This window comes from Amycolatopsis sp. CA-161197 (genome assembly GCF_050942255.1).
GTDB lineage: Bacteria > Actinomycetota > Actinomycetes > Mycobacteriales > Pseudonocardiaceae > Amycolatopsis.
Map to the genome: position 1 here is coordinate 8,823,241 of NZ_CP192059.1, position 20,104 is coordinate 8,843,344.

Annotated in this window: 19 protein-coding genes and 1 pseudogene; 10 read left to right on the plus strand and 10 right to left on the minus strand. The window is 70.0% G+C overall.

Translation table 11 applies throughout. The features are described 5' to 3' along the window. Nucleotides 1-24: 24 nt before the first annotated feature. Entirely contained in the window at nt 25-672 is a 648-nt protein-coding gene (locus ACQPXB_RS41780) for a DUF4291 domain-containing protein (RefSeq protein WP_432847370.1), read from the plus strand. Here the strand turns inward: ACQPXB_RS41780 and ACQPXB_RS41785 are convergent. Then, entirely contained in the window at nt 669-941 is a 273-nt protein-coding gene (locus tag ACQPXB_RS41785; RefSeq protein WP_366579653.1) for a hypothetical protein, read from the minus strand. The two genes, ACQPXB_RS41780 and ACQPXB_RS41785, sit on opposite strands and share 4 nt — an antisense overlap. A 322-nt stretch (nt 942-1,263) precedes the next feature. Between ACQPXB_RS41785 and ACQPXB_RS41790 the strand changes: the two genes are divergently transcribed. After that, nucleotides 1,264-5,004, plus strand: coding sequence for a multifunctional oxoglutarate decarboxylase/oxoglutarate dehydrogenase thiamine pyrophosphate-binding subunit/dihydrolipoyllysine-residue succinyltransferase subunit (locus ACQPXB_RS41790; RefSeq protein WP_432847372.1), 3,741 nt, complete (start codon nt 1,264-1,266; stop codon nt 5,002-5,004). 141 nt (nt 5,005-5,145) lie between these two features. Beyond that, nucleotides 5,146-5,931, plus strand: coding sequence for a type I methionyl aminopeptidase (gene map, locus ACQPXB_RS41795; protein ID WP_432847374.1), 786 nt, complete (start codon nt 5,146-5,148; stop codon nt 5,929-5,931). A gap of 15 nt (nt 5,932-5,946) precedes the next feature. On the opposite strand, the pseudogene ACQPXB_RS41800 reads toward map, so the two are convergent. Next, nucleotides 5,947-7,146, minus strand: a pseudogene (locus ACQPXB_RS41800) (S8 family peptidase); the annotation flags it as partial. 174 nt (nt 7,147-7,320) lie between these two features. Here ACQPXB_RS41800 and ACQPXB_RS41805 point away from each other — a divergent pair. After that, nucleotides 7,321-7,839: a GNAT family N-acetyltransferase gene (locus ACQPXB_RS41805; RefSeq protein WP_366579661.1), complete on the plus strand. Its 519-nt coding sequence runs from the start codon at nt 7,321-7,323 to the stop codon at nt 7,837-7,839. Nucleotides 7,840-7,849: 10 nt separating this feature from the next. Then, on the plus strand, nt 7,850-8,185 hold the full coding sequence (locus ACQPXB_RS41810) for a hypothetical protein (protein WP_432847376.1): 336 nt from the start codon (nt 7,850-7,852) through the stop codon (nt 8,183-8,185). 4 nt (nt 8,186-8,189) lie between these two features. On the opposite strand, the gene ACQPXB_RS41815 is transcribed toward ACQPXB_RS41810, so the two are convergent. Genes ACQPXB_RS41815 through ACQPXB_RS41830 form a run of 4 tightly spaced genes read right to left on the minus strand, consistent with a single transcriptional unit; the run spans nt 8,190 to nt 11,555 of the window. After that, nucleotides 8,190-9,059, minus strand: coding sequence for an ABC transporter substrate-binding protein (locus ACQPXB_RS41815; protein WP_386955161.1), 870 nt, complete (start codon nt 9,057-9,059; stop codon nt 8,190-8,192). Between the two features lie 17 nt (nt 9,060-9,076). After that, nucleotides 9,077-9,775, minus strand: a complete 699-nt coding sequence (locus tag ACQPXB_RS41820) for an ABC transporter permease (RefSeq protein WP_432847378.1) — start codon at nt 9,773-9,775, stop codon at nt 9,077-9,079. After that, nucleotides 9,772-10,467 carry an ABC transporter permease gene (locus ACQPXB_RS41825; protein WP_432847380.1) on the minus strand — a complete coding sequence of 232 codons (696 nt, stop codon included), beginning with the start codon at nt 10,465-10,467 and terminating at the stop codon, nt 9,772-9,774. The genes ACQPXB_RS41820 and ACQPXB_RS41825 overlap by 4 nt, the downstream gene beginning before the upstream one ends. Next, a complete protein-coding gene (locus ACQPXB_RS41830) occupies nt 10,467-11,555 on the minus strand; it encodes an ABC transporter ATP-binding protein (protein ID WP_432847382.1) in 1,089 nt (362 codons plus the stop codon). Before ACQPXB_RS41830 ends, ACQPXB_RS41825 begins: the two co-directional genes overlap by 1 nt. A 94-nt stretch (nt 11,556-11,649) precedes the next feature. Between ACQPXB_RS41830 and ACQPXB_RS41835 the strand changes: the two genes are divergently transcribed. Continuing rightward, nucleotides 11,650-13,071 carry a bis-aminopropyl spermidine synthase family protein gene (locus ACQPXB_RS41835; protein ID WP_432847384.1) on the plus strand — a complete coding sequence of 474 codons (1,422 nt, stop codon included), beginning with the start codon at nt 11,650-11,652 and terminating at the stop codon, nt 13,069-13,071. A gap of 4 nt (nt 13,072-13,075) precedes the next feature. On the opposite strand, the gene ACQPXB_RS41840 is transcribed toward ACQPXB_RS41835, so the two are convergent. Next, complete coding sequence (locus tag ACQPXB_RS41840) at nt 13,076-13,951, minus strand: TIGR03620 family F420-dependent LLM class oxidoreductase (protein WP_432847385.1); 876 nt, start codon at nt 13,949-13,951, stop codon at nt 13,076-13,078. A gap of 88 nt (nt 13,952-14,039) precedes the next feature. Next, nucleotides 14,040-15,230, minus strand: coding sequence for an NAD(P)-dependent malic enzyme (locus tag ACQPXB_RS41845; RefSeq protein WP_432847387.1), 1,191 nt, complete (start codon nt 15,228-15,230; stop codon nt 14,040-14,042). Nucleotides 15,231-15,680: 450 nt separating this feature from the next. Here ACQPXB_RS41845 and ACQPXB_RS41850 point away from each other — a divergent pair, with 450 nt between their 5' ends. From ACQPXB_RS41850 to ACQPXB_RS41860, 3 genes are all read left to right on the plus strand, one after another. Beyond that, nucleotides 15,681-16,289 (plus strand): dTDP-4-dehydrorhamnose 3,5-epimerase family protein, encoded by a 609-nt coding sequence (locus ACQPXB_RS41850; protein WP_432847389.1) that lies wholly within the window; start codon nt 15,681-15,683, stop codon nt 16,287-16,289. Between the two features lie 67 nt (nt 16,290-16,356). Further along, nucleotides 16,357-16,770, plus strand: a complete 414-nt coding sequence (locus ACQPXB_RS41855; protein WP_432847391.1) for an SRPBCC family protein — start codon at nt 16,357-16,359, stop codon at nt 16,768-16,770. Next, the gene (locus ACQPXB_RS41860; protein ID WP_366579683.1) at nt 16,767-17,210 is read left to right on the plus strand and encodes a MarR family winged helix-turn-helix transcriptional regulator; all 444 of its coding nucleotides are present in this window, start codon (nt 16,767-16,769) and stop codon (nt 17,208-17,210) included. Before ACQPXB_RS41855 ends, ACQPXB_RS41860 begins: the two co-directional genes overlap by 4 nt. 4 nt (nt 17,211-17,214) lie before the next feature. Here ACQPXB_RS41860 and ACQPXB_RS41865 read toward each other — a convergent pair whose 3' ends face one another. Both ACQPXB_RS41865 and ACQPXB_RS41870 read right to left on the minus strand, forming a co-directional pair. Continuing rightward, nucleotides 17,215-18,834 carry a GMC oxidoreductase gene (locus tag ACQPXB_RS41865; protein WP_432847393.1) on the minus strand — a complete coding sequence of 540 codons (1,620 nt, stop codon included), beginning with the start codon at nt 18,832-18,834 and terminating at the stop codon, nt 17,215-17,217. A 98-nt stretch (nt 18,835-18,932) separates the two neighbouring features. Continuing rightward, nucleotides 18,933-19,427, minus strand: coding sequence for a hotdog fold domain-containing protein (locus ACQPXB_RS41870; RefSeq protein ID WP_432847395.1), 495 nt, complete (start codon nt 19,425-19,427; stop codon nt 18,933-18,935). 86 nt (nt 19,428-19,513) lie between these two features. Here ACQPXB_RS41870 and ACQPXB_RS41875 point away from each other — a divergent pair, with 86 nt between their 5' ends. Then, a complete protein-coding gene (locus ACQPXB_RS41875) occupies nt 19,514-20,104 on the plus strand; it encodes an acid phosphatase (protein WP_366579689.1) in 591 nt (196 codons plus the stop codon).

The following is a 20,104-nucleotide window of genomic DNA, read 5'->3' on the forward strand; positions in this document are numbered from 1 at the left end:
GCGTACAACACGAGAATCAGGAGCGTGTTCGAAGAGACAGCAGTCGAAGCGGCCGGGATCCCGGCCCGCCAGATCCGCGCGCGGCACGACGAGTGGACGATCCGCGTCTACCAGGCGTACTCGCCGGAGATCGCCGACGCGGCGCTGGCGGCGGGGACGTTCGTGGCGCCGTTCAAGCCGGAGCGGATGACGTGGATCAAGCCGTCGTTCGCGTGGATGGGGTACCGCTGCGGCTGGGCGGCCAAGCCCGGGCAGGAGCGGGTGCTGGCGCTGGACCTGACGCGCGAGGGCTTCGGCTGGGTGCTCGCCCACGCGGCGCTGAGTCACTTCGACCCGCGCGTGCACCGCGACGAGGCGGCGTGGAAGGCGGCGATGCGGACCAGCCCTGTCCGCGTGCAGTGGGACCCCGAGCGTGACGTGCACCACCGGCCGCTGCCGCACCGGTCGATCCAGCTCGGGCTGAGTGGCGAAGCCGTGGACCGGTACGTGGACGAGTGGATCACCGCGGTCACCGACGTCACGCCGGTGATGCGCGCCATCCGTGCGCACCTCGCCGACGGGCGGGTCGCCGAAGCTCGAGCGCTGTTGCCGGTCGAGAAGCCGTACCCGCTGTCCGCCGAGCTGGCCGAGGCCGTCGCCGCGAGCCAGGACGACGCGAGCGAAGGAAACTAGGGCAGCTCGCGCCAGGCCAGCTCGCCCCAGCCGGCCGACGTGACGTCGGCCGCGGAGGCCCAGCGGACCGTGCCCGGGCGGACGTGGCTGTCCTGGTCGATGGACCAGTCCGGTTCGCAAGGTGCGACGTGCTCGAAGTCGTCGATGCCGGCGGGGGTGTGCCACACCACGCCGCAGGAGTCGCACATGAGGACGACCTTGCCGTTCTCGACGACCAGGGGGCGGATGAGCCCCTGGTCCCAGAACGAGGGACATTCGACGAGCCACATCGTGCTGCACCACCTCGGAACGCCGGGGCGGCCGCACAGCCGACGTGGGCCGCATCCTCCCGCCAGTGCACCGGGCGGGCGTGAACGCGTGCGGGCGGCTCGGCGAAGCAGGCACCAACGTTGCCCGAAATGGTCGTGACAGGCGAATCTCCTCTACCTCAAAAGTCCGCTCCTCGGGACACTTGATCGAGTCAGTGATCGATCCCCTAGTGCGCCAGGCCTCACACAGGGCAGTTCCATCACACGGCCGCTACAGAGGGGGTTAGCCTGGTAGGCGCATTAGCACAGACAAGATCGAGACGGATAGAGGCGAGCCCAAGCCGTGTCCAGCAGCAGCCCTGCGTCACAGTTCGGCCCCAACGAGTGGCTGGTCGAGGAAATGTACGACCAGTTCCTCGCGGACCCTTCCTCAGTCGATGCCGCCTGGCACGACTTCTTCGCAGACTTCAAGCCGACGCAGACGGCACAGGCGAAGGCCGACAGTGCGCGCCAGAGCGCAGCCGCCACCACTGCGGCCAGCGGTAACGGCCACGCGATCGAACCGTCGGCCAAGGCGGTCCAGAACGCCGAGTCGGCCGCCCGGCAGTCGGCGCCGGCCAAGCCGGCCGGCCAGGCCACTCAGGCCGCCGCCCCGGCCCCGAAGACCGCGCCCGCGAAGCCGGCTCCGAAGGCCGCCGAGAAGGCGCCCGCTGCCACGCCGGCGGCGAAGGAAGAGCCCGAGACCAAGCAGCTGCGCGGCGCCGCCGCGGCGATCGCGAAGAACATGGACGCCTCGCTGACGGTGCCCACCGCGACCAGCGTGCGCGCCGTCCCGGCGAAGCTGATGGCGGACAACCGCATCGTCATCAACAACCACCTCAACCGCACCCGCGGCGGCAAGATCTCCTTCACGCACCTCATCGGCTACGCCATGGTGCGGGCGCTGAAGGACTTCCCGAACATGAACCGGCACTACCAGCTGATCGACGGGAAGCCGTTCGCGGTCACGCCGGAACACGTGAACTTCGGCCTCGCCATCGACATGAAGGGCAAGGAGGGTGCGCGCACCCTCGTCGTGGCCTCGGTCAAGGGTGTCGAGGACATGTCCTTCCTGCAGTTCTGGCAGGCCTACGAGGACATCATCAAGAAGGCCCGCAACAACAAGCTCACCGCGGACGACTTCGCCGGCACCACCATCTCGCTGACCAACCCGGGCGGCATCGGCACCAACCACTCGGTGCCGCGCCTGTCGGCCGGCCAGGGCGCGATCATCGGCGTCGGCGCCATGCAGTACCCGGCGGCGTTCGAGGGCACGAGCGAGAAGACGCTGGTCGACCTGGCCGTCAGCAAGATCATGACGCTGACGTCCACCTACGACCACCGCATCATCCAGGGCGCCGAGTCGGGCGAGTTCCTGAAGCGCATCCACGAGCTGCTGCTCGGTGGCGACGGCTTCTACGACGACGTCTTCACCAGCCTGCGCCTGCCGTACGAGCCGATCCGCTGGGTCGCCGACATCCCCGAGGGCCCGGTCGACAAGACGGCCCGCGTGATCGAGCTGATCGACGCGTTCCGCACCCGCGGCCACCTGATGGCCGACACGGACCCGCTGAACTACCGCCAGCGCAGCCACGTCGACCTCGACGTCATCTCCCACGGCCTCACGCTCTGGGACCTCGACCGCGAGTTCCCGGTCGGCGGCTTCTCCGGCCAGGAGCGCATGACCCTGCGCGACATCCTGGGCGTGCTGCGCAACTCGTACTGCCGCACCGTCGGCATCGAGTACACGCACATCCTCGACCCCGAGGAGCGGCGCTGGATCCAGGACCGCGTGGAGATCCCGCACGAGAAGCCCGACTCCACCGTCCAGAAGTACGTGCTGTCGAAGCTCAACGCCGCCGAGGCGTTCGAGACCTTCCTGCAGACGAAGTACGTCGGCCAGAAGCGCTTCTCGCTGGAAGGCGGCGAGACGGCGATCCCGCTGCTCGACACCATCCTCGACAAGGCCGCCGAGCACGAGCTCGACGAGGTCGTGATCGGCATGCCGCACCGCGGCCGCCTCAACGTGCTGGCCAACATCGTCGGCAAGCCGATCAGCCAGATCTTCCAGGAGTTCGAGGGCAACCTCGACCCGGGCCAGGCCCACGGCTCCGGTGACGTGAAGTACCACCTCGGCGCCGAGGGCAAGTACTTCCGCATGTTCGGCGACGGCGAGACGAAGGTGTCGCTGGCCTCGAACCCGTCGCACCTCGAGACGGTCGACCCGGTGCTCGAGGGCATCGTCCGCGCCAAGCAGGACATCCTCGACAAGGGCGACAGTGCCACCGGGGGCTACTCGGTGCTGCCGGTCCTGATGCACGGCGACGCGGCCTTCGCGGGCCAGGGTGTCGTGGCCGAGACGCTGAACCTTGCGCTGCTGCGCGGCTACCGCACCGGCGGCACCGTGCACGTGATCGTGAACAACCAGGTCGGCTTCACCACCGCGCCCGAGCACTCGCGCTCGTCGCAGTACGCCACCGACGTCGCGAAGATGATCGGCTCGCCGATCTTCCACGTGAACGGCGACGACCCGGAAGCCGCCCACTGGGTGGCCAAGCTGGCCGTGGAGTACCGCCAGGCGTTCCACAAGGACGTGGTCATCGACCTGATCTGCTACCGCCGCCGCGGCCACAACGAGGGCGACGACCCCTCGATGACGCAGCCGGCGATGTACGACATCATCGACACCAAGCGCTCGGTCCGGAAGACCTACACCGAGGCGCTGATCGGCCGCGGGGACATCTCCGTCGAAGAGGCCGAAGCCGCGCTGCGCGACTTCTCCAGCCAGCTGGAGCACGTCTTCAACGAGGTGCGTGAGCTCGAGAAGCACCCGGCGAAGGCGAGCCCCTCGGTCGAGGAAGAGCAGCAGGTGCCGGCGAAGGTCACCACGGCCGTCTCGAAGGAGGTCGTGGAGCGGATCGGCGACGCGTTCGTCAACGTCCCCGAGGGCTTCACCCCGCACCCGCGCGTGAAGCCGGTCATGGAGCGCCGCCACAAGATGTCGCGCGAAGGCGACGTCGACTGGGCGTTCGGCGAGCTGCTCGCGTTCGGTTCGCTGGCGATGGAGGGCCGCCTGGTGCGGCTGTCCGGCCAGGACTCGCGCCGCGGCACGTTCACGCAGCGGCACTCGGTGTTCATCGACCGCAAGACCGGCCAGGAGTACTCGCCGCTGCAGAACCTGGCCGACGGCCAGGGCCGCGTGATGATCTACGACTCGGCGCTGTCGGAGTACGCGGCCGTCGGCTTCGAGTACGGCTACGCGGTGGCGAACCCCGAGTCGCTGGTCATGTGGGAAGCGCAGTTCGGTGACTTCGTCAACGGCGCGCAGACCGTGATCGACGAGTACATCTCCTCGGGCGAGGCGAAGTGGGGCCAGCGCTCCGACGTCGTGCTGCTGCTGCCGCACGGCCACGAGGGCCAGGGCCCGGACCACACGTCCGGCCGCATCGAGCGCTTCCTCTCCCTGTGCGCCGAGGGCTCAATGACCGTCGCCGTGCCGTCGACCCCGGCGAACTACTTCCACCTGCTGCGCCGCCACGCGCTCGACGGCATCCAGCGTCCGCTGGTGGTCTTCACGCCGAAGTCGATGCTGCGCAACAAGGCCGCGACGTCGGCGGTCGAGGACTTCACCGGCCAGAGCCGGTTCATGTCCGTCATCGACGACACCACCCAGAATCCCGAAGGCGTCCGCAAGGTGCTGCTGACCTCGGGCAAGCTCTACTGGGAGCTGGTGGCCGAGCGCGCCAAGCGCGAGGCGAACGACGTCGCGATCGTGCGCATCGAGCAGTACTACCCGCTGCCGAAGCGCAAGCTGCTCGCCGCCATCGAGCGCTACAGCAACGCGCAGCAGATCGCGTGGGTCCAGGAGGAGCCGGAGAACCAGGGTGCGTGGCCGTTCTTCGGTCTCAACCTGCCGCGGAAGTTCCCGGAGGTCTTCGCCGGCCTGCAGGTCGTCTCGCGCCGCCCGATGGCCGCGCCGTCGGCGGGTTCGTCGAAGGTGCACGAGGTGGAGCAGAAGGCACTGATCGCGAAGGCGTTCGACTGATCGCTGGTTTCTTTCCGGAGGCCACCACGGTTCGCCCGTGGTGGCCTCCGGCCGTTTCCGCACCTCGAGTGCGTGGTATTTCTATACCGGCCAGTGTTAAGCTGGCGGTATAACTATACCTTTCGTGCTGCGAGGTTTTTCGTGATCGAACTGAAGACGCCTGCGGAGATCGACCGCATGCACGTGACCGGCCGCTTCGTCGCGGAGGTCCTCACCGAGGTCGGCCGGCTCGCCGACGTGGGCGTCAACCTCCTGGACCTCGAGCACCACGCGCGCGGCATGATCAAACGGCGCGGGGCCGAGTCGTGCTACTGGGACTACTCGCCTTCGTTCGGCAAGGGGCCGTTCCGCAACGTCATCTGCCTTTCGGTGAACGACGCGGTCCTGCACGGCCTGCCCCACGACTACGTGCTCCGCGACGGCGACGTGCTCACCGCGGACCTCGCGGTGAGCATCGACGGGTGGGTCGCCGACTCCGCTCGCACGGTGATCGTCGGAACTCCCGCCGAGGAGGACCTGCGGATCATCCGCGCCACGGAGGAAGCGCTGGAGGCGGCGATCTCGGCGGCCCTCCCCGGCAACCGCCTGGGCGACATCTCCGCGGCGATCTACGCGGTGGCGACCTCGTACGGCTACCCGGTCAACACGGAGTTCGGCGGCCACGGCATCGGCCGCACCATGCACGAGGACCTGCACGTCTCCAACAAGGGCACGGCGGGCCGCGGCTTGAAGCTCCGGCCGGGCCTGACGCTCGCGCTGGAGCCTTGGTTCGCGCGCACGACGGACCGCATCGTGTACGACCCCGACGGCTGGACGATCCGCTCGGCCGACGGCTCACGGACGGCGCATTCCGAGCACACGGTGGCCGTCACCGATGACGGGCCGGTGGTGCTCACGCGACGCGAGGCGGAACTTTCCGCCGGCTGACTCAGGTCACCCGGTGCCCTCGGCACCGGTGTACACCAGCACGTTCGGCGACCCGGTGCCCGCGTCGGTGATCTCGTCCTTCGTCCCCGCGTCGACCAGCGCGTCGCGGACCTCTTCGGGTGTGGCCGACGGGTTGTCGGCCAGGTACAGCGCGGCGGCGCCGACCACGTGCGGAGTCGCCATCGACGTGCCGCTGATGGTGTTGGTCGCGGTGTCGCTGCCGATCCACGCTGACGTGATGTCGGTGCCGGGCGCGAAGAGGTCGAGACAGGTGCCGGTGTTGGAGAAGACGGACCTGGCGTCGGTGTCCGTGGTGGCGCCGACGGTGATCGCCTCGGGTACGCGGGCGGGCGAGGCGTCACACGCGCTGCCGCCGTAGGAGTTGCCGCCCGCGATGCCGTACGTGACACCGGCTTCGATCGACCGCTGCACGGCCTCGTCCACCACAGTGGACACGGGACCGCCGAGGCTCATGTTCGCCACGGCCGGCTTCTCGGCGTTCTCGGTGACCCAGTCGATGCCCGCGACGACCTGGTCGGTCGTACCGCTGCCGGTGCAGTCGAGCACGCGGACGGCGGTCAGGCTGACTTCCTTCGCCACGCCGTAGGTCGTGCCGCCGATCGTGCCGGCGACGTGGGTGCCGTGGCCGTAGCAGTCGGTGGCGTCGGAGTCGTTGTCCACGAAGTCGTACCCGGAGACGGCGCGGCCGTCGAACTCGGAGTGCGTGAGGTTGATCCCGGTGTCGATCACGTACGCGTGCACGTCGGCGGCCGTCGTGCTGTAGCTGTAATCCGCGTCCAGCGGCAGCTCACGCTGGTCCACCCGGTCGAGACCCCACGACGGCGGGTCCGACTGGTCCTCCGACACGTGGAGCACGCGGTTCTGCTCCACAAAGGACACCGCGGGGTCGGCGGCCGTGCGCTTGGCCTGCGCCTCGGACATCGTGCCGGTGAAGCCGCGCAACGCCTTCGAGAACGTGCGCTCGACCGACCCGCCGTGGCGGCCGGTGACGCTCTTCGCCGTCGACTCCACCGAAGTGCCGTTCTTGAGCACCACGAGGTAGCTGTCCTTCACCGCACCGGCGCTCCCCGCGCCCACGATCGCGCCTTCCTGAGCGGACGCCACGCCGCTGCCGAACACAGTGACGGTCGCGATCGAGGCGGCACACGCCAGGATCGTCACGCTTCTGGTCACAGTTACCCGAGATTTGCGCACAGTTCGTCCCTCCTCGACCAGTGCGGACACCGGTTGGCCTGAGGCTAGGTGTGCGGCCCTGTTCGCCGGAAGAAGAGTCGTCCGGGAGGTTTTCACCGCGTTGCCCTGTTCGGACCATTCGCTGATCGGAAAAGGGTTTTACCCCCGCACACGCGGCCAGCAAGAATTCACGCCATGCTGATCCGCCGAGCCGTCCGCGCCGACGAGACCGCGATCCGCGCCGTGCACACGGCCGCGTTCGCGCAGCCCGGGCTCACGACCGTGCCCGAGGCCCTGCTCGTCGACGGGTTGCGGGCCGACGGCGACCTCATCCCCGAACTGTCGCTGGTTGCCGAGCGGGACGGCCAGGTGGTCGGCCACGTGTGTTCGAGTCCCGCCAAGCTGGGCCAAGACCACCGCAGCGCCGTGGGTCTGGGGCCGCTCGGGGTGTTGCCGGAATTTCACCGCGGCGGCGTCGGGTCGGCGCTGGTGCACACAACGCTCGGAGCCGCGGACGCGCTCGGGTTCGGGCTCGTGGTTCTGCTCGGTGATCCGGGCTACTACGGCCGGTTCGGGTTCGTCCTGGCCGAGCAACTCGGGATCACGCCGCCGGTGCCCGAGTGGGCCCGGCACTTCCAGGCCCGCGCCCTCACCGCCCACCAGCCGGAAAACCGGGGCGCCTTCAGCTACGCGCCGGCGTTCGAACGACTGTGAGGGAAAACCGATGACCACCCTCTGGCGCCCCACCGGGCCGGTGGAGCTGGAACTCGTGCGCGAGCTCGAATGGCGTGCGTGGCCGCCGCGATTGCCGGAGCAGCCGATCTTCTACCCGGTGCTCAACGAGGACTACGCGGTGCGCATCGCGGGGGACTGGAACGTGCGCCACGACGGCGCCGGGTTCGTCACGCGGTTCGAGGTGGAGACGGAGTTCCTGAAGCGCTACCCGGTGCAGCAGGCGGGCGGCGAGACGATCCTCGAGCTGTGGGTGCCCGCCGAAGAGCTGGCGGAGTTCAACCGCCACATCATCGGCGAGATCGAGGTCGTGCACGAGTTCCGCTGAAGGTTCAGGCCTTGAGGTGGTTGCGCGCCAGGAAGTCGTCGGCGATGTCGAGGGGGTTGCGCTTCTCGTCGGTGAACTGGACGTTCAGCTCGGTCAGCTGGTCGGTCGTCAGGGCGGCCGAGACGCGGTTCAGGGCGGCGACCTCGGCCGGCGACAGGGTGCCGCGGGCGACGAGTGGCACGATGTTCTGCGCCGGGAACATGTTCTTGTCGTCGTCCAGCGGGACGAAGCCGTTGGACTTGATCGTCGACGACGTGCTGAACAGGTCGGCCACCTGGACCTCGCCGGACTTCAGCGCGGCGACGGTGACGGGGCCGCCGGTGTCGGTGGTGCGGATCTCCTTGAAGGAGCAGCCGTACAGCTGTTTGATGCGGTCCTTCCAGCGGCTGCTCCACTGGCCCGGCCCGCCCATCACCAGCTCCCCGCAGCGGCGGCCCAGGTCCGAGAACGTCCGCACGCCCGCGGCCGCCAGTTCGGGGCGCACCACCAGCAAGTCCTTGTCCTGCGCCGGCGCCTGGTCGAGGACCTCGAACCCGGCGGGCAGCTTCTGCTTGAGCTGCGCGTACACGTCGTCCGAAGTGGTCGCTTGCGTGTCCTTGTCGAAGTAGCGCAGGAGGTTGCCGCTGTAGTCGGGCACCACCGACAGGGACTTGTCCTGCAGCGCCTTCACCACGACCTCGCGGCTGCCGACCGGCGGGCGCACGGTGACGTTGGCGGCGCCCGCGTTGCGCAGCGCGCCGGCGTAGATCTGGGCCAGCAGGAGGCTTTCGCCGACGTCGGACGCGCCGATGATGATGTCGCCCGTCGTGCCGCCCTCGCCGCCGCCGGCGAGCGGGTTGCCGCAGCCCGAGACGACCAAGGCCAACGACACCAAGACCACACCCCAGCGCCTCACGCCACACCTCCCGCCGCCGCGGCCGAGCCGGTGGTCGCCTGCGCGGCGAGCCGGACGCCCTTCGGAACGAGTGCGCGCTGCGCCGCGGCGAGCACCAGGTCGAGCACGATCGCCAGCAGGGCCGTCAGAATCGCACCCGCGACGACCTCCGTGTAGTCGAGGATGGCCAGCCCGTCGAGCAGGAACCGGCCGAGGCCGCCGAGCCCGACGTACGCGGCGACCGCCGCCGTCGCGATGAGCTGCAGCACGGCGTTGCGGATCCCGCCCAGCACCAGCGGCAACGCGATCGGCAGCTCGACCTTCCACAGCTGCTGCCAGCCCGTCATGCCGATGCCCTCGGCGGCGTCGACCACGTCGTGCTCGGCCGCCTGCAGGCCCGCGTACGTGCCGGCCAGGATCGGCGGGATCGCCAGGACGACGAGCCCGATGATCGTGGCCGTGGTGCTCTCGGTGAAGAGCAGGAACAGGAACGTGACGAGCCCCAGCGTCGGCAGCGCGCGGATCGCGTTGCCCGCGCCCACCAGCACCACGGCGCCGCGGCCGGTGTGCCCGACCCACAGGCCCAGCGGGAACGCGATCACCACCGCGATGACCAGCGCCAGCAGCACGTACGCGAGGTGCTCGCCCAGGCGCGTGGCGATGCCGTCCGGGCCCTGCCAGTTGGCGGTCGTGGTGAACCAGTCGAAGACACTCACGCCACCGCCTCCGCGAGGACGGGCGCGCGGCCGGCGCGCTCCCACGGGGTCAGGACGTTGCGCAGCAGCACGAGCACCACGTCGACGACCAGCGCGAGCAGCAGCGTGAGCACGATGCCGACCACGATCGGCGAGAAGTACTCGCGCTGGAAGCCGTCGGTGAACAGCACGCCCAGCCCGCCGGTGCCGATCAGCGCGCCGACGCTCACGAGGCTGATGTTGCTCACCGACGCCACGCGCACGCCCGCGGCGAGCACCGGCACCGAAAGCGGCAGCTCCACGCCGAGGAAACGTCGCGGCGCCCGGTAACCGATGGCCGTGGCGGCGGCGATGACGTGTGACGGCACGGCGTCGAGCGCGTCGAGCACCGGGCGCACGAGCAGCGCCGTGGTGTAGATCGTGAGCGCGACGATCACATTGATGCTGTCGAGGATCTTCGACCCGATCAGACCCGGAATCACCACGAACAGCGCCAGCGACGGGATCGTGTACAGCAGGTTCGCCACCACCAGCAGGACGCTGCGCACCGGCTGCCAGCGGTGCCCGAGCCAGCCCAGCACGACGGCCAGCACGATCCCGATCACCAGCGGCACCAGTGCGAGGTAGATATGCTCGCCCAGGTCCCCGAGAATCTCGCCGCGGTTGTTCGCGCTGCCCAGGTAGCGCCCGAGCTCGGCGAAGAACCCGCCCATCAGGACGCCTGCGGGGTGGCCTCGATCACGTCCAGGACCTGGCGGGCCACGACGGTGCCCACCACGCGGTGTTCTTCGTCCACCACCACGCCGAGGCTGGCGGGCGAGGACAGGGCGGCGTCGAGCGCACCGCGGATCGGGGTGCCCTGCACGTAGAGGGAGCCGCCGGCCACGAGGTCGCCCTCGGTGAGCTCGCCGTCCACAGTGGAGTTCGGCGGCAGCCAGCCGCGGGGCTGCTTGTCGGAGTTCACCACGAGCTGCCAGCTCTTCGTCGGCTCCGGCAGCCTGGTGCCGAGCTCGACGACGTCCACAGGGGACACCTCGACACCGCCGGCGGACACGAAGGACAGTCCACGGTAGCCGCGGTCACGGCCGACGAACGAAGCCACGAAGTCGTCCACGGGGTGACGCAGCACGTCGGACGGAGTGCCGTACTGGGCGAGCACACCGCCCACCCGCAGCACCGCGATCTTGTCGCCGAGCCGCACGGCCTCGTCGATGTCGTGCGTGACGAACACGATGGTCTTGCCCAGCTGCGACTGCAGCCGCAGCAGCTCGTCCTGCAGCTCCTCGCGCACGATCGGGTCGACGGCCGAGAACGGCTCGTCCATCAGCAGCACCGGCGAGTCCGCCGCGAGCGCCCGGGCCACGCCCACGCGCTGCTGCTGGCCGCCCGAGAGCTGCGCCGGGTACCGCTTGCCGAGCTCCTTCGGGAGGCCGACGGTCTCCAGCAGCTCGGCCGCGCGGGCGCGGGCCTTGCGCTTGTCCCAGCCGGACAGCAGCGGCACGGTCGCGATGTTGTCGAGCACCGTCCTGTGTGGAAAGAGGCCGGCGTGCTGGATCACGTAGCCGATGCCGCGGCGCAGCAGCGCGGGGTCGCCCTCGCTCACGTCCTTGCCGTCGAGCAGCACGGCACCCGACGTGGGCTCCACCATGCGGTTGATCATGCGCAGCGACGTGGTCTTTCCGCAGCCCGAAGGGCCGACGAGCACGGTGATCGTGCCGTCGTCGACGGTGAGCGAGAGACCGTTCACCGCCACCGTGCCGTCCGGATAGCGTTTGGTCACATCGCGGAACTCGATCGTCACGGACTTCTCCCCACGTCAGATGCAGATCGACCGTAGCCCACTCGGCGGGCCTTGGCAGCCTTTCCCGCACAGTGGCCGGATAGGCTCGTCGCCTGTGACCGCTCTCGACGACCTCCTGGCCGCGCACGGTGCCGGCGTACGCCCGCTGTACGAGGTGATCGACCTGCTCCGCACGGGTCCCCGTGAGCTGGCCGACCTGGTGCGCCTGGCCGCGGCACCCCGGCGCAGTGTCGAGGACGTGCTGGCCGCACTGGAGCGTGACCTGGAGCGTTCCGCCGCGGGTGTCCGGATCGCACCCGATGCGCTGCCGAGGTACGAGGCGTACCGCTTGCCGCGCCTGCCCGATCCGCTCGACGACGCCGTGGCCGCGCACTCCGAGCTGCTCGCGTCGATCTCCGGCTGGGTCGCCGGCGTGCCCGCACCGCTCGCCGCGCTCGACCACGTGCAGGCGACGCCCGAGACGGTGCTGCGGCGTGCTTTGTGGCTCGCCGCCCGCTACGACCTGCGCCGCTCCCGCCTGCTGTTCCTCGGCGACCACGACCTGACCTCGCTGGCCGTGCACGCCGTGTGCCCCGAGGCCGAGCTGACCGTGGTGGACCTCGACGAGCGCGTTCTGTCCTACCTGGACTCCACCAGCTCACGCGCCGTCGCCACCGCGCACGCCGACCTGCGCGTCGGCCTGCCGCCCGCCGTCACGGGCCGCGCGGACCTCGTGTTCAGTGATCCGCCTTACACCCCGGACGGCATGGGGCTGTTCGCCGCGCGCGCCGTGCAGGCGCTGCGCGAGCCGACCGAGGGCCGCATCCTGCTGGCCTACGGCTACAGCCCCCGCCACCCGGCGCTCGGCGCCCAGGTGCAGCGTTCGCTGGCGACGCTCGGGCTCACGTTCGAGGCGATCCTGCCCGACTTCAACCGTTACGACGGAGCGCAGGCCATCGGCGCCGCCGCCGACCTCTACGTCTGCCAGCCCACCGCGAAGGCCCGCAAAACGGGCCGGGGCAAGGGAAAGTCGGCCATCTACACCCACGGGCCGCAGTCGGTCGAGGCCACCGGCACGAAACCGACGCTGCTGTCCGCGTTGCGCGACATCGCCTCCGAAGGCGGCCTGGCCCTGGAAACCCGGCCCGTCGACTGGTCGATGTCCGCGCCCGAGGGTGACGCCGTCGCCATGGACCTCACCGCCGACCCCGGCCCGTGGCTGCTGCGCACCCTGCTCGGCACCAACGCCCGGCGGCTGGCCCTGCTCGTGCCCAACAACCACCCGGACCTCGCCGACGCGGCCTCGCAGGCGGCACTCACCGACCTCGTGGCCGGCAAGTACCGCCTGCGGTTCCTGCGCAGCACGCCGGACAACCGCCATGCCGTGGTCACCGCGGACATGGTCCACGACCCGTCGGAAGTCCTCACGCGGGCGCACGCGCGGCTGGCGAACGTCGCGCTCGACGTGCCGGGCGACCTGGTGGACCTGCGGCTGGTGGACGTGCCGCGGCATCGGCTGGTGGAACTGCTGCGCTGACGCGTCAGAGCAGCTCCGCCGCCAGTGCCTTGTAGACACTGACGACCTCGTCGTCGTAGACCTGCAGCTCGACGTCCGGTATCGCCGCGTGGGTGGCGTGGCGGGTGGTGATCACCTGGATGGCGACGTGGTCGGCGCCGGCCTCGACGTGCTCGCCGAGCTGCCGGGCGATGGCGGCCGCGTCTCCGTGGGCGACTACGGCGTCGATGAGGCGGTCGCTGCCGTCGCCGGCCAGGTCTGCGTCGGTGAAGCCCAATCGGCGCAGGTTGTTCGTGTAGTTGGTGAGACCCAGGTACGGGTGCTTGATGCGCGGCCGCGCCGTGTCACGGGCGCGCACCGGGTCCGGGTCGAGCACCACCTTGTGCTCGGGCACCAGCAACGCGGACGGGCCGAGCGCCGCCCGCGAAAGCCGCGTGTGCGACGGCGGCACGAGGTAGGGCACCGACCCGCCCGCGCGCGAAGCCGTGAGCTCCAGCATCTTCGGGCCCAGCGCGGCGATCGCGCGGCCTTCGACCGGCACGCCGGCCGCGTCGAGACCGTCGAGGTAGGCCTTGATCGCGGCGAGCGGCTTGGTGAACTCGCGCGTCTGCTCCGGGTGCCCCGCGCCGATGCCGAGCCAGAACCGGCCGGGGAACCGCGAAACCAGCCGGTGGTACGCCTTGGCGGCGAGGGCCGGGTCGCCGTGCCAGATGTTGAGGATGCTCGTGGCGACCACGAGCGTCGAGGTCGCTTCGAGGAGTTCGTCCAGGCCGGCGAGATCCGGCGGTGGGCCGGCGACCCACAACGTGGTGAAGCCGAGCTGCTCGATCTCCTTCGCCATCGCCGGGGTGGTCAGGGCGGCCGGTTGCCAGACGCCGTAGGCGCCGAGGTCGATCGTCATACCCCCAGCGTGGCGGGCGGAAAATGGACCGGCAAGTCCAAAAAAGGGGCTCCCCGCGACGGGGAGCCCCTTCTCTTGGCGCGAGCGATCAGTCGGTCACGCCGTCGGCCACCGCGGCCTTGGCGACGGCCGCCGCGACCTCCGGGGCGACGCGCGGGTCGAGCGGGCTCGGCACGATGCGGTCGGGGCCGAGGTCGTCGGTCGCGACGGCGACGATGGCGTCGGCCGCGGCCAGCTTCATGTTCTCGGTGATCGCGCGCGCACCGGCGTCGAGGGCGCCGCGGAAGACGCCGGGGAACGCCAGCACGTTGTTGATCTGGTTCGGGAAGTCGCTGCGGCCCGTGGCGACGATCGCCGCGTAGCGCGCCGCGTCGGCCGGGTGGACCTCCGGGTCCGGATTGGACAGTGCGAACACGATCGGGTCGGCGGCCATGGAGCCGAGCAGCTCGGGGTCGATCGTCGCGCTGGACAGGCCGAGGAACACGTCGGCGCCCTTCAGCGCGGCCTCGAGACCGCCGGTGAGACTCGACTTGTTGGTCGTCGCGGCCAGCTGCTGCTTGATCGGGTTCAGGCCGTCGCGTCCGGAGTGGATGATGCCGCGGGAGTCGAGCACCGTGACGTCGCCGACGCCGGCCTCCTGCAGGATCTTCGCGCAGGCCACCCCCGCCGCGCCCGCACCCGAGATCACCACGCGCTGGTCGGCGATCGCGCGGTCCAGCACCAGGTTCGCCCCGCGCAGCGCCGCGAGCGTGACGATCGCGGTGCCGTGCTGGTCGTCGTGCATGACCGGGCAGTCGAGCGCGGCCTTGAGCTTGTCCTCCAGCTCGAAGCACCGCGGCGCCGAGACGTCCTCGAGGTTCACCGCGCCGAACGACGGGCGCAGGCGCACCAGCGTCTCCACGATCTCGTCGACGTCGGCGGTGTCGAGCACCAGCGGGATCGAGTCGAGACCGCCGAACGTCTTGAACAGCACCGACTTGCCCTCCATGACGGGCAGCGACGCGCTCGCGCCGATGTCGCCGAGGCCCAGCACCGCCGTGCCGTCGCTGACGACCACCACGAGACGGTCGGCCCAGGTGTACCGCTTCGCCTGGGCGGCGTCCTCGGCGATCGCGCGGCTCACCTTCGCCACACCGGGCGTGTAGGCGATCGAGAGGTCGCGCGGGTCGGAGATGGGCCGGGTGGCCGCCACGGAGAGCTTGCCGCCCTCGTGCCCGGTGAAGATCTCGGCGTCCGTCACCGGTGCGGCGGTGGCGGCCGTGCTGGCCTGGTCGGTCATCGAGGTTCCTGTCGTCGTTTCCGGCGTTCGCCCCTCGGCGATCGCGGAACTCGCGGGGTGGATCTGCGTCACTGAATTACTCCTGGGACTGCGAGCGGGGGACCACTGGCGGCGGGCGAAGGCGCACCCGGCGCCGATGGAACTTGTCCTCCGGACGGCAGCCCAGCGCGGTAGCGCCGGCCTGTCGGCGAGGCGTCACAGCGGCCATCCGATCCGTGGGGTGTGGCTGATGGCCGCGGACGCTGCGGTCTCCCAATCATGACAGCAGCCCCTCCGGCGGCGAACCCTCGGTGCGGCTCATGTCACAGATTCCGCGGACTTCCCGAGGAAAACCCTCGAAAAACCACCATTCCCAAGACGTCCGTCCGGTTTTGTTGAATGGTTCCGAACCGATTCAGTGATCGCGGCCACCCGCATTTCGCGCCGCGCGGCACTCGATAAGGTGAGTGCATGCAATTCCGCCCGCTGAAGGTCGCCGACGCCTACGAGTTCACCCCGCGCGCATTCCCCGACGAGCGCGGGCTCTTCGTGGCGCCGTTCCAGGAAGACGCGCTCCTGGGCGCCACCGGGCACCCGATGCGCGTGGGCCAGACCAACCACAGCGTCTCCCGCCGCGGCACCATCCGCGGCGTGCACTTCGCCGACGTACCGCCGGGCCAGGCGAAATACGTCTACTGCCCGGCCGGCTCCCTGCTCGACGTGATCGTCGACGTGCGCACGGGCTCCCCCACCTTCGGCCAGTGGGACGCCGTCCTGCTCGACGCGAAGGACTTCCGCGCCGTGTACGTCGCCGAGGGCCTGGGCCACGCGTTCGTCGCGCTCGAGGACAACACGGCGATGGCCTACCTGTGCTCGGAGCCGTACAACCCCTCGGGCGAGCACGGCATCAGCCCGCTCGACCCCGCGCTCGACCTGCCGTGGCCCGCAGACCTGACGCCTATTGTGTCCGAAAAGGACCGTTCCGCCCCGACCCTGGCCGAGGCCGCGGCGCAGGGCCTCCTGCCGTCGTACGCGGATTGCACGGCGTACTACGAGAAGCTGCGCTCGGTTCACCACTGAACTTCGGTCACCTCGTGCCCGGCTCTCGCCGTTGCCCTTTTAGTATGTGCGCATATAGTATGCCCGCATGGCACTTTACGAGTACGAGCACACCGAGACCACCACTGCGCCGGCGTCGGCCGTCTGGCCACTGTGGACGGACACCGCCCGCTGGCCCGAATGGGACGCAGGCCTGCGGGAAGTCGTGCTGGACGGCCCGTTCGAGGCGGGCACCCGCGGCACCATGACGATGCCGGACCAGCCGCCGATCCCGTTCACGCTCACCGCCGTCGACGACGGCCGCGGGTTCACCGACGAAACCCGGCTGCCCGACGCCACGCTCGTCTTCGAGCACTGGCTGGAAGACATCGACGACGGCACGCGCATCGTCTACCGCGTGACGGTGGACGGACCGCCGGAGCTGGGCCCCGCCGTCACCGAGGACACCCCGGACGCCATGCGCGCGCTGGCGCGGCTGGCCGAGGCATCCTTGCGGGCATGACCGCTCCGGAGTCCCGCCTGCCCGGCCCCGACGCGAGCCCCGGCTTCCTGCTGTGGCGCGTCACCCTGGCCTGGCAACGCGTGATGCGCGCCGCGCTGGCGCCGCACGACCTCACGCACGTCCAGTTCGTGCTGCTCACCACCACGTGGTGGCTCACGCGTTCCGGCGAGCCGCCCACGCAGCGGCAGCTCGCCGAGCAGGCCGGCACGGACACGATGATGACCAGCCAGGTCGTGCGCAAGCTCGCGGACCGCGGGCTGCTCACGCGCGCCGACGATCCGGCCGACGCGCGCGCGAAGCGGGTGCAGCTCACGGAAGCCGGCTCGGCGCTCGTCGCGAAAGCTTTGCACGACGTCGAAGACGCCGACGCGCGGTTCTTCGGCGGGCTCGGCGAGCGGACCGGCGGGTTCGTCTCCGCGCTGGCCGATCTCGGGACGTGAGGCCTCAGGCCAGCACGTCCTCCGCCAGCACCCGTTCCACGTTGCGCTCCGCCAAGGCCGTGATCGTGACGAACGGGTTCACGCCCGTGCTGCCCGGGATGAGCGAGCCGTCCGTCACGTAGAGGTTGCGGTAGCCCTTCACGCGCCCGTAGTCGTCGGTCGCGTCGCCGAGGACGAGGCCGCCGAGGGGGTGGTAGGTGAAGCGGTTCTCGAACGGGCGGGTGTCACCGAAGAGGTCGTAGCGGTAGATGGTGACGTTGGCCGCGTTGATCTTGTCGAACAGCGCCTTGGCCGCGTCGATCGACGGCTGCCCCTGTGCGGCCGTCCACAGCAGTTTCGCCGAATCCGAAGCCACATCGTAAGTGAAGTGCCCACGTTCCGGGTTTTTCGTGATCGCGAGGTACAGGCTCACCCACGTCTCGAGCCCGGCCGGCACGGGCGCGATCTCCGCGAAGACCGGGTGCACGGGGTCGTTCCAGTTGTCGATCCCGAGCGCGGGCATGCCGGACTGCAGGCTGCCCGTGGTGTCCCAGACGTGGTTGGCGCGCCCGAGCATCACGTTGCCGTTGGTGCCCCAGCCCTGACCCACGGCGTCGGGCAGGTCCGGCAGCCGGCCGGTTTCCCGAGCTCGCACCAGCAATTCCGTGGAACCGACACTGCCGGCGCCGAGGAAAAGGTGCTTGGCGCTCACGTGCTTGGTCGCCACGACCGCGCCGTACGGGTCGATTTCGCGCACCACGAGCGTGTACGTGCCGTCGGGCTGCTGGATGATTTCGCGGACCTCGTGCAGCGCCTGGATCGCCACGTGGCCGGTGCCGAGTGCGGCCGCGAGATAGGACTTGTCCAGCGAACGCTTGCCGTGGTTGTTGCCGTAGATCACTTCCGACGCGAGCGCGGAGCGTTCCACAGTGCCGGCTTCTTCCTGTTCCAGGTAAGAGAAGTCGTAGACGCTGGGCACGAACGTCGTCGTGAACCCGGCTTTCTGCGCGGCTTTCCGGGAAACGCGCGCGTATTGGTAAGAACGGCAGGTCTCGAACCACTGCTCGTCCACGGAGTTCACGCCGAGCCCGGCCCGGGCGCGCGGGAAGTACTTGCCGTACATCTCGTCGGCGTCGACCCGCGGCAGGATTTCCTCGAAGTACGAACGTTTCGGCGTCACCGCCATCGCGCCGTTGACCAGCGAGCCGCCACCGACGCCGCGGCCCAGGTACACGGACATGTCGCCGTAGTTCACGCGGTCGAGCACCCCGGCGTACGGCTTGATGTCGCGGTTGGCGAGGTCGAGCCACAGGAACGACGCGAGCGGCGCCTGCGTGCGGTTCTTGAACCACATCGAGCGCTGGTCGGGGTTCAGCATCTCGCAGAAAACCTTGCCGTCGGGGCCCGGATCGTGCCAGAGCTGCCCCATTTCGAGCATCAACGTGGGCACGCCGGCCTCACCGAGGCGCAATGCGGTGGCCGCGGCGCCGTAACCCGTCCCGATGATCACGGCGGGCGAATACTCGGGCAGCGGCGTGTTGGTGGCGGCGCGGGCGGTGGCGGCGGAAATCCCGGTCAGTCCGAAGGCCGCGGCGGTGTTCAGCGCGGCGAGGCCGAGGAACCGGCGGCGCGTCAGGGCTGGCATGCCTGCATGGTGTCGTCGCGGTTCCGGAGCTGACAAGGCCGAAATTGAGCAGTATTCGCATCCGCCCAGTAAACGGCGTTAAGTTTCACCCGGCCGGGTCAATTGGCGAGTGACTCCGATCGCTGTTTCTTCCGCGTGACCCAGATGGTGATGGTCGCCGCGACGACCGTCGTCCCGCGCGCGTCGAGGATCCGCACCGGCACCGGGAGGTCGAACCCCTCGTCGCCGAACTCGGGCAGCTGCGGCAACTCGGCGACGGCCCGCAGGCCCGTGGTCGCCTTGGCCACGTACCGCACGTCCATACCCTTGGGCAGCCAGCGGTGCGACGGCGGCACGGTCGCTTCCGCCAGTAGGCCCATCGCGATCTCCGCGAGGTTGCACGCGGCGATGGCGTGAAAGGTCCGGATGTGGTTGTGGACACCCCACCACTTCGGCGCGGTGACCGAGCAGTGCCCCGGACGCAGCTGCCGCACCGACGGCAGCACCGTCCCGAAGTACGGCACCCGCAAGCACATCGCGGCGGAAAACAGCTGCTTACCGCCCGGTTTGTCCACCAGCCGGCGCCACAGCGCGAACGTCGGGCTCGTGCCCATCGGAACCTCCCCACCTACCTACTCGTCAGTAGGTAAGCACAGCGGGCGACCTGCCCGCAAACGGGGGCGGGGCTATATTCGGGCTCGTGGCACATCGGCTCTTCCTCCTCAGGCACGGTCAGACCGAGTGGTCCGTCAACGGCAGGCACACCGGGCGCACCGACATCCCGCTCACGCCGGCGGGTGAGGACCAGGCGCGCGCGGCGGGCGGCACCCTGCGCACCCTGCTCGGCGGCCCCAAGCTCGTGATCTCGAGCCCGCGCGAACGCGCGAAGCGCACGGCCGAGCTCGCCGGCCTGCGCGTGGACGAGCTCACCGAAGACCTCGCCGAGTGGGACTACGGCGAGTACGAAGGTGTCACCACGCCGAAGATCCGCGAAACGGACCCGGGCTGGACCGTGTGGACACACGCGATCCCGGGCGGCGAGAGCGCGGCCGACGTGGCCGCGCGCGCCGACAAGGTTCTCGACCGCGCGCGCCGCGAGATCGACAACGGCGACGTGGTCCTGGTGGGTCACGGGCACTTCAGCCGCGTGCTGGTGGCCCGCTGGGTGGGCCTGCCGTCCACGGCGGGTGTCCACTTCGGACTGGACCCGGCCGGCATCGCCGTGCTGGGCGACGAACGCGGCGAACCCCAGGTCGAGCATCTGAACCTGCTGCCCGCACTGGAAGGCTGA